Origin of the sequence: Sporolactobacillus nakayamae (assembly GCF_900113325.1) — a bacterium.
Classification (GTDB): Bacteria; Bacillota; Bacilli; order Bacillales; family Sporolactobacillaceae; genus Sporolactobacillus; species Sporolactobacillus nakayamae.
This window is the reverse complement of record NZ_FOOY01000007.1, coordinates 66,511-80,859: the sequence shown is the minus strand read 5'-3', so window position 1 is coordinate 80,859 and position 14,349 is coordinate 66,511. Positions and strand designations below refer to the sequence as shown.

Here is a 14,349-nt window from a genome sequence, read left to right as displayed (position 1 = left end):
GTATCGAACCGAAGGAAAATCGTAACGAAGGACCTCAAAATCGTATCGAACGACGCAGCAAAGTCGTAACGAATTTGCTGCGCACTCCGTCTTTACTGCGACTGAAGATCACACTTTGTAATTAGTAATCTTCACTGTTATTCTCACCTATATGAGCGTCCTGAATTCTATTATTTGACGCTTACAAAAGAAGAAGCCTATCATTAATTTGCAGCTTGCGGATATGCTTCGGGTTTCGAACATGCCTGAGCGAAAAGGGTAAGAGGAGGTTTTCCATGAACTATCGTCGTCTTGGCAACACCGGTCTCAAGGTCAGCACCATTAGTCTCGGCAGCTGGCTGACGTACGGCGGCTATGTCGCTAACGAAAATGCAGTGAATACGATTTTAAAAGCTTATGATCTCGGAATTAATTTCTTCGACACAGCGAACGTTTATATGCGTGGTGAGGCCGAGAAGGTCGTTGGCAAGGCAATCAAAGCCTTCCCACGCGAATCAATCGTACTTTCAACAAAAGTATACTTTCCAATGGGTGACGGACCCAATGACCACGGTCTGTCCAGAAAGCATATTATGGAACAAGCAAACGCCAGCCTGAAACGCCTGGATGTCGATTACATTGATCTGTACTACTGCCATCGATTTGATAAAGAAACACCGATTGAAGAAACCTTGCGCGCGTTCGATGACCTGATCCATCAGGGCAAGGTCAACTATATCGGCGTCAGTGAATGGACCGCGGATCAGATCTCCGAGGCCGCGCAGCTTGCCGATCAGAAGCTACTCAATCATTTTGTCGCCAATCAATCGAAGTACAATATGTTTGCCCGGAATATTGAAGACCAGGTTATCCCCGCGAGCCGTGCGCACGGGGTCAGCCAAGTATGCTGGTCTCCGCTCGCCCAAGGTGTGCTGACCGGAAAATATGCGTCACTAAACGATTTTCCATCAGGAAGCCGGGCGGCTGAAAACAAAGGCGGCATCCGTGAGTATCTGACGGAAGAAAACTTGACTAAAGTTGCTGCGCTCAAGAAAATCGCCGCTGAACTTGGCATCAGCATGGCGCAGTTGGCACTGGCCTGGATTCTTCGTCAAGACAACGTTGCCAGTGTCGTAGTCGGTGCCAGCAAGCCCGATCAAATCGTCGATAACGCTAAGGCGGCCGATGTCGCGCTAGATACAGAAACATTAAATCAAATTGAAAATATACTGAATCCTTAACAGGAAAAGCAGACTGTACCAACCGTGTTCAGAAATATGAACACGGTTTTTTATGCCCTTAAATTCGCAGATACAATTCACAGATTTAGGCCATTGACATAGTCTAAATTGAAGAAATCTACAAAGGTCCGGGTGATTAAAAATGAACATAAACTGGCAAGCATTTCAAGGCATAGTCACAATGATCGGTGATTTTATGATCGGACCAAGTGAAGAAGGACAAGGCTGTTACAAATTATTTACCCTAGAAAATAATTCAGGCACTGTAAATTTTGTCATATCGCCTACTACCTACTTTGTGGGTCATACCCGCGTAGCCGTGGGTGATCGGGTCACTGGTTATTATGATGGAAACGCACCTGTCCCGCTGATTTATCCGCCGCAGTATCGAGCGCTTATTATGGTCAAGGATAATCCGGATCACAATGTAAAGGTCGATTTTTTCAACGATCAACTCGTGAGCAGTGATGGGCAGTTAAGTTTGACCTTAGCGCCTTTCACACAAATTTTACTGCCGAACGGACAGTATTTTACGCACAATCCCGCTAATCACAATCTAATTGTGATTTACGGCCCTTCGACAAAAAGTATCCCCGCGCAGACCTCGCCATACAAAATCATCGTGTGGTGCTGATAGAGGGTGTTAAAAAAGGCCGGGAAAAAAACGCCACGCATCGGAAACCAACGCGTGACGTTTTTATTATTATATTAAGCATTTTCCAAGACAAGTTTAGGCTGCGATTCCGGTTTTTCTTTCTTAAATTCCGCCATTTCTGTACTGTAATCCTCCGGAGCATAGAGATGGAGCACCCTTCGGCAGAGCCATTCGAAGAAAAATCCGCCTGCGAAAGGCACCGCAATGAATACGAGGCCAATGATCAACAGGTTAGCAAGTGTTGCTCCGCCAGACATAAAATGAATGGCATTAATAGGACCGACCATGCCTGAAAACCCAAACCCGGCACTGATCGGTGTACCCTTGATTTGGAAAATGGCACCAAGTGCGCCCAAAAGAGCGCCATTAAGCATAATCGGCACCAGAATCTTCGGCTGGCGGACCATCGCCGCGATCATGATCTTAGGTGTTCCGAGAACAATAGATAACGAAAGACCAATTTTATTGACATGCAGCCCTCCGACAAACATACCTACAGCTGCAGCAACACAGCCCAGATTGCCCGCGCCTGAAGCAATACCGCTCATGCCGATTGCCGAGGCAATCGCCACTGTCGAAACGGGTGAGATCATAATTACCGAGAAAGCAACCGCAATCAATACACCCATTAGAACCGGCTGCAATGCCGTGAAACTGTTGATCATCCCGCCAAGTCCGGTCGTAACCGTGTGCACAATCGGATAAACAATCAGCCCCATACCGCCTCCGACGATACAAATAATCGGCGGCATCGCGAGCGGTTCAAACGACTTCAGACGCCCTCCAATAAGCAGGACCAATCCGCATGTCAAACTGATCGTCACTAATATATTCACTAAATCGCCCATGCCGTTGATCACAATGCCGTTTGGTGTGAATTGTAAGGCTCCGGATCCGGCCCATGCCGCCGCAGCCACGCAGGCCATCGGAATCGGCTTTAATTTGAATTGATGTGCCACCGCCGCGCCAATCAGCAAAGGAACGGCGAGCATGAAAATCGTGACCAATTGATAAATGCTTCCGAAAACCGGAAACCTTCCCATCAGCGCTTTGCTTAATTCACCGAGTAATGCCGATGGAATCAATGCTGCAACAATTCCAATCGCATGGCCGACTAGGACATGATTTACGAATGCTTTCACCGTCAGCTTTTCTCTTTCCAACGTCAACATCCTCTCCTGTTTTCTGTCTCTGTACTTTCACGTTAATAGTGAGTGTTGCTATTTTAACACATCGCATTTCGCAATGCAACGCGTTTATTCACTAAAGTATTTTATACTGCTAATCACCGCAAGCCTTTGCTTAACCGCTAGTCATATAAACAGAACCTATTGCAATGGCCATGTTTGACTATAATGAACGCCTATTACTATGATGAACAGGTAAATGAAACTAGAGATTAAGGAGATCTTAACATGAATCCAGTAAGCATTCTAAATGATCCCTTCTTAAACAAAGGAACGGCTTTTACGAAAGAAGAACGCCAAAAGTACGGATTGGCCGGACTGCTCCCTCCTAAAGTGCAATGCCTCGAGGAGCAGGCAAAACAAACCTACGCTCACTTTCAAACCAAAACATCCGATTTGGAAAAACGGCTTTTTTTAATGGCTATTTTCAACGAGAATCGCGTTTTATTCTTTAAACTGTTCAGCCAGCATGTCGTTGAATTCATGCCGATTGTGTATGATCCGACGATTGCGGACACGATTGAAAATTATAGCGATCTGTTCGTTCAGCCGCAAAATGCCGCATTTCTATCCATTGATGAACCCGATATGATTGAAAGTGCATTAAAAAATGCCGCAGGCGGCCGCGACATTCGTCTGATTGTCGTTACCGATGCTGAAGGCATCCTCGGCATCGGCGACTGGGGAACGCAAGGCGTTGACATTTCGGTTGGCAAGCTGATGGTTTATACCGTTGCTGCCGGCATTGATCCAAGTCAAGTCATGCCGGTTGTCCTCGATGTCGGCACTAACAATCAGAAACTGCTTGAGAATCCGATGTATCTTGGCAATCGCCACGAACGCATTAAAGGTGATCGTTACTACACATTCATCGATCAATTCGTTGAACGTGCGGAACGACTTTTTCCAAATCTTTACCTGCACTTTGAGGATTTCGGTCGCGACCACGCAGCAACTATCTTAAACAAATATAAAGATAAAATCACAACCTTCAATGATGATATTCAAGGTACAGGAATTATCGTTCTAGCCGGTATCTTAGGGGCGCTAACTATTTCAAAACAGAAAATGACGGATCAAATTTATCTGTGCTTTGGTGCAGGTACCGCGGGTGCGGGTATCACAAAGCGTATTTATGATGAATTTCTGCAACAAGGATTGTCAAAAGAGGAGGCAAAAAAGCACTTCTACATGGTTGATAAACAAGGACTGCTCTTCGATGATGATCCGACGCTGACGCCGGAACAGAAACCGTTCGCGCGCAAGCGATCTGAGTTTGCACATCCGGAAAAACTGACCAATTTAGAGGCAGTCGTCGCAGCCATTCATCCAAGCATTCTGGTGGGAACCTCAACACAGCCCGGCACGTTTACCGAAGCCATTGTAAAAGAAATGGCCGCGCATACCGAACGCCCGATCATCTTCCCGCTTTCCAATCCAACCAAGCTGGCAGAGGCAAAAGCGGAAGATCTGATTAAATGGACAGATGGTCGCGCGCTCGTTGCGACAGGCATTCCCGCTCCAGACGTTTCCTACAAAGGGGTTGTCTACCAAATCGGCCAAGCCAACAATGCGCTGGTTTATCCAGGACTTGGACTCGGTGTCATTGCATCCACAGCAAAGTTATTAAATGACGAAATGATTTCAAAGGCAGCTCACTCGCTTGGTGGGATTGTCGACCCGAATCAGCCTGGTGCTGCGGTTCTTCCGCCCGTTTCAAAACTCGATGCTTTCTCGCAGACCGTCGCCTTGGCTGTCGCTCAGAGCGCCGTTAATCAGGGCCTGACTAAAGAACCGATTACCAGCGTTGCCGATGCCATCGAAAAGGAAAAATGGGTGCCTGAATACCAAGATCTAGACAACCGATTATGACGCTACAAAAAATTAGTTATTAATCTAAGTTCAAAAGCCACTGAATCACATAGGATTCAGTGGCTTTTGTTTTGCTTATGACGCACAAAGGCATCTTAATGGTACACTAAAGACAACGAACTGAAGCTGAAAGCATGCGAGGCGAAACTGCTCATGAATATACGGGATCTCTATTATTTTGAACAGCTGTTTCAAGAAAAAAATTTTACAAGGGTCGCTCATTACTTTAATGTTAGTCAACCGACAATTACGGCCGCCATTCAAAGATTGGAAAAAGAATTAGAAACTAAGCTTGTTATTCGCGATCAATCGCATAAAGATTTGATTTTCACAGAAAGCGGCAGACAATTTCAGACTCATGTCACGCAAATCCTGCTAGAGCTTAAAACAGCCCAATTAGAGATCACGGCAATTAAGCAGGAAAAGATTCGATTCGGTCTGCCGCCTATAATTGGCAGCTCATTCTTCCCAGCGCTTTCAGCAAAACTCTCGAAAAAGAACCTGCTCTCCCATCTAGACACACGCGAGGATGGTTCGAACTCGCTTTTAAACCAACTGAAAAACGGACAGTTGGATTTGGCCCTTTTGAGCTCCACCAAGCCCATCAAAGACCCCAAACTGTCCGTTCACTTACTTGCACGAAAACAATTCAAAATTATCGTCGGCCTGAACCACCCAATGGCTCAAAGTGGTTCACTGTATTTTCATGATTTGAAGCGCGAATCGTTCATTCAGCTCAACGAACGCTTTGTTCATTCAATCGCCTTTCGCGAGTTGACTGAGCAGGCAGGGATCAAACCGAAACTCATCTATCAAACCAACGATGTGCAGATCATTAAAGGCATGGTCGCATGCGGTGTCGGGATTAGTATGCTTAGCGAAGCCGCGCTCCTTCCGCAGGACCCTGTCGCTGTACTGTCCTTAAAAGATCAACCGCAGCCGGAATTCCTAATCCAGCTTGTCTACCGATCGAACCATCTGCTGACTTCGCTGCAAAAAACAACAATCGAGCTGCTGACGCGGGAAACAGATGTGGACTCGTAAACATGAACTTATCCATTCTATTCGGCAATATCTGAGTCTTGTTATGTTTCGTTTTGTTCGTCAGCGACAGCATCTTTGCTGGTATGTTCAAGCATGATATTAATGATTTCACGGTCTGTTTGCCGCATCCCTTTTTTAGCCAGAATGCCCACATTATGAATCGTGTTGTCCACACCTTTGGTGACGATGCCGTCACCGCCGAAAAACTGCTGGTTATTTTTATACATATGATAACCAAGAATGCCGGCATCAACTGCCGAGGAGATTTTGGCGGCGCATGATGGCTTCGCGCCGTCACAGATAATGCCTGACGTGATTGCCAAAGCATTGACAATGGTATGGGCAATATCTTCATAATCTCCACCCTGCAAATAGGCAATGCCGGCACCCGCGCCGCATCCGGCACTGACCGCACCGCAATATGCAGAGAGACGACCAATGCCCGTTTTCTGGTAAATGGTTACCAAGTTGGACAGAACCAGAGCACGATAGAGCTTATCACGCGACACACGTAATTCCCTAGCATATTCAATGACAGGAAGAGAGGCTGTCATCCCCTGATTCCCGCTTCCCGAAACAATCACAACCGGTTTTTCACAACCGCCCATTCGCGCATCGGATCCCGCCGCCGCGGCGGCTCGAGCACGCGTCTTGATATCATTGCCATAGGCGCGCAACAGGACTTTTCCTATATTGGCACCCCACTCGTGGGTCAGCCCTTCTTCAGAGACAGCGGAATTAAAGGTGACCTGTCTTCCGATAACTTCTGAAATATCCTCAAGGCGTACACTAGTCGCAAAATCGAGAATGTCCCGAACCGTGAGACGGCTCCGATCCGTCAGCCCCCCGCCTTCATCTGAACCGCTGCCCGATTCGTACAGTACTTTTTCATTTCGCGTGATGCGAACAATATTGGTATGATACTGTTCAATGACAACTGTTGCCTCATTGTTCCCTTTTTTAACGGTCGCTGCAATATAAAAAACGATATCGTTGTCCGCAGGAGCGACAGTAATCGGATGCGCGTCAATGTAGCCCTGTATGGATGCCTTCGCCTTTTCTTCAATATCTGCCAGCACTTCCAGTTTTTTCGATGCATCTCCGGCGACAATACCGGCTGCGGCAGCTGCTTTAATGCCTTTCAAACCATTTGTATTGGGAACAACGACACTTTTTACATTCTTAATGATATTTCCGCTTGCCGCAATGATGCAGCTTTCAGGCACCGCGTTCAGCACTTCTCGAGCCTTCGCGGCCGCATAAGCAACCGCTATCGGCTCAGTGCAGCCAGTAGCAGGAACAAGCTCTTCTTTTAAAATATTCATGTAATTTTGATAAATCTGTTCTCCTGGGTTCATTAAAAATAATCCTCCTACGTTAACCTATTGATTTACAAGCTGTATCGCCATTTCTCTGTATTCATCCATGTTTCAACGACTAAAATTAGGATGCTTTGGATTTCTGACATACATGACTTCTTTCTTGTCTCCATTGTAACGGATGTTTTTAGTGGATAGCACTCTAAAATTCGAGTATTTTGAATCAACTGCTTTGAAAACTATAACGCTAGTGATTTTCAGTATTATTATAGAGAATTACGGCAAGCTGTAAGCTTTGTTTACCTACGACATCTTTCACAGGCTTGTCACAATTTAAATTTATCCCATTACAACACAATATATAGTATCTTCTATAAGTTTTCCAGACTATTCGTTCCTATATATTGATTGAAACATACCCGATAATCTCCTATTATAGATTGAGTAATTGTTTAAAAGGGGGCACTCATAATGCTAGAGACAAAACAAAAAACGGCAGTGAATCCGCTGGCGGTTAACGTACTGAAGCGCGATGGCCGTATTATAGATTTCAATACTGAAAAAATCACAACCGCTCTGCTAAAAGCAGCGAAGCACGTCCTCGGCGAATTAGATCCGATGACCTATCAATTAATTAATGAAATTACCGATGATGTCATCACTGAAATCAGATCACGATTCCACAATGACGTTAAAATTTACGAGATTCAAAATATTGTTGAACAGACGCTTCTGACCCATCACCAATATGACATTGCTCAGGAATACATTAACTATCGGACTCAACGCGATTTTTCGCGCAATCAGGCAACCGACATTAATTTCACGATTCGCAAATTGCTACATAAAGATAAAACGATTGTGAACGAAAACGCGAACAAGGACAGTCATGTATTTAATACGCAAAGAGATTTGACTGCGGGTACCGTTGCTAAGGCCATCGGACTGAAAATGCTCCCGCCGAAGGTAGCCAATGCACAGCTAAAAGGCGAGATTCATTGGCATGACTTGGATTATCAGCCATACAGCCCAATGACTAATTGCTGCTTGATTGACTTTAATGAAATGCTCAATCATGGTTTTAAAATAGGTAACGCCGATGTTGAGCCGCCGCACTCCATCCAGACGGCAACTGCTCAAATGGCACAAATTATTGCCAACGTTGCTTCCAGTCAATACGGCGGATGCTCAGCCGACCGTGTGGACGAACTTCTTGCTCCTTTCGCTCAAAAAAATTACGACAAGCATTTAACTGACGCTAAAGAGTGGGTTGAAGGCGCTGAACGTCAGCAAGCCTTTGCCCGCAAAAAAACAAAGAAAGACATCTATGACGCAATGCAAGCGTTAGAGTATGAAATTAATACGTTGTACTCTTCCCAGGGACAAACACCCTTTACTACTTTAGGATTCGGACTTGGAACGAATTGGATCGAACGGGCCATTCAAAAAGCGATTCTGCGCATCCGCATTGATGGATTGGGTAAAGAACACCGCACCGCAATTTTTCCTAAGCTGGTATTCAGTTTGAAACGTGGTCTCAACCTTAATTCGGGTGATCCGAATTACGATATCAAGCAGCTGGCTGTGGAATGCGCAACCAAGCGGATGTATCCGGATGTGCTGATGTATGACAAGCTGGTTGAACTCACGGGAAGCTTTAAAGCACCGATGGGCTGCCGTTCCTTTTTGCAAGGCTGGCATGATGAGAACGGCAAAGAGGTGAACTCCGGGCGAATGAATCTCGGTGTCGTAACCGTTAATCTGCCTCGTATCGCCATGGAATCAAAGGGCGACAAAGAAACCTTCTGGAAGATTCTTGAGGAACGTCTGCAAATCTGCAAAGAAGCACTGGTCTTTAAAGTGGAACGCGCAAAACAGGCAACACCGGAAAATGCGCCGATTCTTTACCAGTATGGCGCCTTCGGTAAACGATTGAAGCGTACAGACTCGGTTGATGAACTATTCAAAAATCGACGTGCCACCGTTTCTCTAGGCTATATCGGCCTGTATGAAGTCGGCACCGTTTTTTACGGCAGTACATGGGAAAGCAACCCGGAAGCAAAAGATTTTGCAATCAACGTTGTGAAAAACCTTTGGGAACACTGCCAAGACTGGGAAGATGAATACGGCTACCATTTCAGTGTGTACAGTACACCAAGCGAGAGTCTGACCGATAAATTCTGCCGCCAAGACACTGAGAAATTCGGTAAAGTAAAAGATATTACCGACAAAGAGTACTATACAAACAGTTTTCACTATGACGTTCGAAAAGCACCGACACCATTTGAAAAATTAGATTTTGAAAAGGATTTTCCGCCTTACTGCTCCGGCGGGTTCATTCATTACTGCGAGTATCCGAATCTGAAACAAAATCCGAAAGCTTTGGAAGCTGTTTGGGATTATGCCTATGATCGGATTGGCTATCTTGGAACCAATACTCCGATCGACCAATGCTTCAAATGCGGATTCAAGGGTGAATTCAAGCCGACTGAACGCGGCTTTGAGTGTCCGGAATGCGGCAACAATGATCCGCAGAGCTGCGACGTCGTAAAACGCACATGCGGTTATCTAGGGAACCCGCAGCAGCGTCCGATGATTCACGGCCGCCACGTTGAAATCGCCTCCCGTGTCAAGCATTTGACTGCGGGCAATGACAGCAACACGATCGCTCGGCAATAAGGGAGGGCATCTGATGGTCAAAAATCCGGAATCAATCGGTCCGCGAAACCCGAACCCAAAGACATGGCGCGCTGAGAAATTAAGTCAACGCTACATTGCCAGCTATAAGCCATTTAATTTTGTCGATGGCGAGGGCGTGCGTTGCAGTCTCTATGTCAGCGGCTGTCCATTCGACTGCCCTGGATGCTACAACAAAGCCGCTCAGAACTTCCGCTATGGACATCTGTACACTAAGGAGTTAGAGGATCAAATTATCAAAGATATTGGACAGCCTTATATTCAGGGGCTGACTCTACTCGGTGGGGAACCCTTCTTAAACACGGAGGTTTGCCTATCCCTGGTGAATCGGCTCCGCAGTGAATTTGGACAGACCAAAGATGTCTGGTCATGGACAGGCTATACTTGGGGAGAATTGCAGCAAGACTCTGAAGACAAGCGCGAACTTCTGTCAAAAATTGATATTTTAGTTGACGGCCGCTTCGAACTCACTCAGAAAGACTTGACCTTGCAATTCCGCGGCAGCGCCAACCAGCGCATCATTGATGTTCAAAAATCACTGAAAAACGGACAAGTTGTGATTTGGGATCGGCTTGTTAAATAAGAGCTCTTATTCTATGCAGCCCGCACCTTTGATTAGGTGCAGGCTGTTTTTTAGTTTTTCCTAATCTTCAATAGGAATCATGAATTCAATCCGCTGGCGCGGCTCGGCGCATTGCTCGTGCTTATTTTCCCATATTTCATATTTCAGAATCACGAGCGGTTCAAACAGTCAAGCACTGCCGGTAATACGCGTGTCACTATGATTTCGAGTACATGTTAGCACCCTGTCTGATTGGCAAGCATACTCTATATAGAAAAGCAAAACCCGCCCATACTCATGAGCAGGCTGAAAATTACTTAGTTACTTGCATTTCTTTTTGTTGGCCGCAATTACTTCTGCGGTAAGGGTGTAGCTGTGAACATTTTTTACGCTCAATTTCGGCAGACTATAGCCCAAAAAGCCTGACAGTTCTGTTAAGACTGGTGGCGACATCGTCGTTTCATCAGGTTCAATTGTGGCAAAGTATTTATTTTTACAAAGAGTTGGATCCGGATCCACTGCGTGAATCGTTGTCGTCGTATTGGCAATGATTTCTTTGTTAAAATAGTAGGCGATGCCAAAGCTGGAATCTCTTTTCTCCGAGATGAGTACAGGACCTGAATCGCCTTTTCTCCAGATTTTAAATATCGCCGGGAATGGAACTAAAATAGGATATGGAAGTGACTTTGCTTCTACAGCAGATCCTAATTCCGGATAAAACTTAGGACCCCATTCCACAGTTAAGACTACAACGACGCGGTCCTTACAGTCATTGATGCACACGTCTACATTCGCAAATTTGTTTCTCAGATTTGGTGCTTTGCGTGTTGGAACGATGGTCGGAAATTGATCGACTTGAAGTTCGGTCAGCAAGCCCTTTTCTTCTTTTTTAGGGCATTTTTTCTCTTTCCTTTTGAAATCTTTGCATGGATCATCGCAACAATCATGTTTGAATTTATCGCAAGGGTCTTTTTGATGAGCATCATTTTCAAACATATCGTAACTCATTCATAACCACTCCTACTAGTTTTGATAATACATTATATTGCTGGGAGCAAATTATGAACGGTATATATGACAGGTGCAATTTGCACAATTTCATTCAGATGAGGAATGCACTGGCGTATTCACGAATCAGGCACTGCTTGATCAGGTGCATCGACTTAGAACGTCAAAAACACTGATTCTCGATCTGGATTGCACCCTTTCCGATACCTACGGCAGCCAGGAGTCGTGCGTGTACAATGCTCATTATGGAAATTCCCTCACTTATGATACGGTTCTCCCCGCATAATTTTAAACGCGCGGTAAATCTGCTCGATTAGGATTAGGCGCATGAGCTGGTGCGGAAACGTGAATTTGGAGAAGGAGAGCTGGAAATCAGCCCTCCTTAGAACTTCATCGCTCAAACCGTTCGAACCGCCGATGATGAAGGCAATATCGCTGTGTCCATAGGTCGCAAGTTCTTGAATCTTTGCGGCAAAATCCTCGGAAGGCATTTGCTTCCCCTGTATTGCGAGTGCGATGGCATAGGCATTGTCAGCCAACTTCTTCAGTAGCCGCGCGCCTTCTGCCTGCTTGACCTGCTCGATTTCTGCTGCGGAGAGATTCTCAGGTGCTTTTTCATCCGGCACCTCAATGATCGCGACTTTCGCATAGGGCCCCATCCGCTTTACATATTCCTCAATCCCTTGTTTAAAATATTTTTCTTTCAACTTTCCCACGACTAAAATACTGATATTCACAACTTATCCCAACCTTATTTAGAGTTATACACAGAACTTATGCACATATCCACAGGCTAATTCTATATTCTGTATGGAATCATTCGTTTGCCACAAGATATACGTACCGAAAAATGATGTATTTTGGTGAATGTGGATAACTATTTTCATCATAAAAAGTCACTATTTGTCGAAATTCACTATTTATTCGCATTGCTCTAATTATGTGGCGCACTACTCTCTGCGTATAGCGATTTACCCTGTACAATCGCGCTTTTCACTTCTATTAACTAGACTGCTCCTACGAAATATCTTCATTTTACCATAATTGAATGTGATGAATTTTCAGAGTTATGAACAGTTTTTCCTCAAACGTGCATAACTTGTGGATAAATGTTCATTGCTGTGCACAAATTGTCCACAATCACGCATAACTTGTTCTCACTTCTATGCCCTGAAAACTTAGTCACATGTGCATAAAAAAACAAGTCAAAGGACTATTTTTTCAGTCCTTTGACTTGTTCTGCTCTTACGTGTTAAGAAAAGGTTTTGCTTCCAAGCTTTAACTTTGCATCATGCACTTTGCCCATTCGGTAATACTTGATAGTCACTGTTTGGCCCGCACGAAGCTGTGTATACATATATGTGGAGAATTCAATGTAGCTTTTAATTTTATGTCCATTGATTTCCGTAATCACGTCGCCTGCTTCCAGTCCGCTCTTGGCAGCAGGACTTGAGCTTTGAACATCAGTAACAACCAGTCCGGTCTTTACGTCAGACGGCAGCTGCAGCTGTTTGGCTTCTTCATTCGGAACCATTGAAAGGTCGACAATGCTGACACCGAGCATCGGCCGTTCAATTTTACCGCCTGTCTCAAGTTTGTTGATCACCGGTTTGGCAACGTTAATTGGGATTGCAAACCCGATACCTTCGACGCCTTCATCCGTGCCGCTTCCCGTTGTAGCAATCTTGGATGAGTTAATGCCAATAACCTGTCCTGCAATATTTACAAGAGCCCCGCCACTGTTGCCGGGATTAATCGCCGCGTCGGTCTGCAATACCTGCGCTTCGATTGAGGCGTTATTGCTCTCCACGGGAATTGTTCGACTTGTTGAACTGATGATGCCCTCAGTCACGGATCCGGAGAATCCAAGTGGATTGCCGATCGCGATGGCAGGTTCACCGCGTTTCAATTTTGTCGAATTGCCGAATTCAGCGACTGATTTAACATTCTTTGCCGAAATTCGAAGTACCGCTAAGTCATAAAGAGCGTCTTTACCCAAAACAGTGGCATTCGTTTTCAACTCGTCATTCAAGCGAACCTCCACTTTCTCCGCTCCGGACACCACATGGTTGTTCGTAACCACGTATGCATACTGATTATCCTTTTTATAGATAATTCCTGAACCAATTCCTGATTCGGTATACTTGTTGTCAAAGAAGTTCGCCTTTTGCAGGTTGATAACAGCGACAACGGCAGGTGATAGTTTATCTACGGTCTCGGTAACCGATGAAGTTACATTAACATTCATTTGCCGATTGAAGGTCGGATTGCTCACATTATTGGTATTCTGCGACCCAGTTGATACCTGATATGGGAAGACGCCTAGATCCGATAGTATTGGAGCAAAGATCAAAAGGCAGACCATTCCGACAATAGCGCCAATAAAACCTGAAAAAAACCATCCGCCGTGCATACGCGTTTCCCGTGGGTGCTGGGAGCTGCCGTCGGATTCCGGATCGCTCCCTATATGGTTGTCATCATAGAACCCCATACCTATTCCTCCTCTTTTGAATTCATGAAAAAATGTTCGGAGTTTGAGAACACATGGCTTCATCAGAATTAGAAAACTCAGCTTCGCTAAACCTCTCGCGAAGAAGCTTCATTCGCCGGGCCGCTTGTACTCGTTTTCTTAAATTCTCTGTCTTTTATACTTTCCCACCCGTATAAAAATACTTATGAGGCCTTAGTTATTCACGTTACTTCCCTTATGAATAATTTACCACCGATAATCTCTCTTATAAAAATTATGTGACTATTTCTATAAGCATCGCAAATTTGCCATTGT

General features: G+C 45.2%; 11 protein-coding genes. 6 read left to right on the top strand and 5 right to left on the bottom strand.

The genetic code is table 11. The features are described 5' to 3' along the window. Positions 1–275: 275 nt before the first annotated feature. Complete coding sequence (locus BM003_RS05875; RefSeq protein WP_093671075.1) at positions 276–1,220, top strand: aldo/keto reductase family protein; 945 nt, start codon at positions 276–278, stop codon at positions 1,218–1,220. Between the two features lie 142 nt (positions 1,221–1,362). Beyond that, entirely contained in the window at positions 1,363–1,854 is a 492-nt protein-coding gene (locus tag BM003_RS05870) for a hypothetical protein (protein ID WP_093671073.1), read from the top strand. Positions 1,855–1,928: 74 nt separating this feature from the next. On the opposite strand, the gene BM003_RS05865 is transcribed toward BM003_RS05870, so the two are convergent. Next, complete coding sequence (locus BM003_RS05865; protein ID WP_093671071.1) at positions 1,929–3,038, bottom strand: PTS sugar transporter subunit IIC; 1,110 nt, start codon at positions 3,036–3,038, stop codon at positions 1,929–1,931. 252 nt (positions 3,039–3,290) lie between these two features. Between BM003_RS05865 and BM003_RS05860 the strand changes: the two genes are divergently transcribed. Further along, the gene (locus tag BM003_RS05860; RefSeq protein WP_093671069.1) at positions 3,291–4,934 is read left to right on the top strand and encodes a malolactic enzyme; all 1,644 of its coding nucleotides are present in this window, start codon (positions 3,291–3,293) and stop codon (positions 4,932–4,934) included. A 153-nt stretch (positions 4,935–5,087) separates the two neighbouring features. After that, positions 5,088–5,978 (top strand): LysR family transcriptional regulator, encoded by an 891-nt coding sequence (locus BM003_RS05855; protein WP_093671067.1) that lies wholly within the window; start codon positions 5,088–5,090, stop codon positions 5,976–5,978. Between the two features lie 41 nt (positions 5,979–6,019). Here the strand turns inward: BM003_RS05855 and BM003_RS05850 are convergent, their stop codons facing one another. After that, positions 6,020–7,336, bottom strand: a complete 1,317-nt coding sequence (locus tag BM003_RS05850; protein ID WP_093671065.1) for an L-cysteine desulfidase family protein — start codon at positions 7,334–7,336, stop codon at positions 6,020–6,022. A 432-nt stretch (positions 7,337–7,768) separates the two neighbouring features. Between BM003_RS05850 and nrdD the strand changes: the two genes are divergently transcribed. After that, the gene (nrdD, locus tag BM003_RS05845; protein WP_093671063.1) at positions 7,769–9,976 is read left to right on the top strand and encodes an anaerobic ribonucleoside-triphosphate reductase; all 2,208 of its coding nucleotides are present in this window, start codon (positions 7,769–7,771) and stop codon (positions 9,974–9,976) included. A gap of 13 nt (positions 9,977–9,989) precedes the next feature. Continuing rightward, complete coding sequence (gene nrdG / locus BM003_RS05840) at positions 9,990–10,577, top strand: anaerobic ribonucleoside-triphosphate reductase activating protein (RefSeq protein ID WP_093671061.1); 588 nt, start codon at positions 9,990–9,992, stop codon at positions 10,575–10,577. A gap of 300 nt (positions 10,578–10,877) precedes the next feature. Here nrdG and BM003_RS05835 read toward each other — a convergent pair whose 3' ends face one another. The 3 genes from BM003_RS05835 to BM003_RS05825 all read right to left on the bottom strand — a co-directional run bounded on the left by BM003_RS05835 (position 10,878) and on the right by BM003_RS05825 (position 14,055). Then, positions 10,878–11,552 carry a hypothetical protein gene (locus BM003_RS05835; protein ID WP_143128434.1) on the bottom strand — a complete coding sequence of 225 codons (675 nt, stop codon included), beginning with the start codon at positions 11,550–11,552 and terminating at the stop codon, positions 10,878–10,880. A 269-nt stretch (positions 11,553–11,821) separates the two neighbouring features. Further along, positions 11,822–12,301: a 23S rRNA (pseudouridine(1915)-N(3))-methyltransferase RlmH gene (rlmH, locus tag BM003_RS05830; protein WP_093671057.1), complete on the bottom strand. Its 480-nt coding sequence runs from the start codon at positions 12,299–12,301 to the stop codon at positions 11,822–11,824. A gap of 515 nt (positions 12,302–12,816) precedes the next feature. Continuing rightward, entirely contained in the window at positions 12,817–14,055 is a 1,239-nt protein-coding gene (locus BM003_RS05825; RefSeq protein WP_093671055.1) for a S1C family serine protease, read from the bottom strand. Positions 14,056–14,349: the final 294 nt, after the last annotated feature.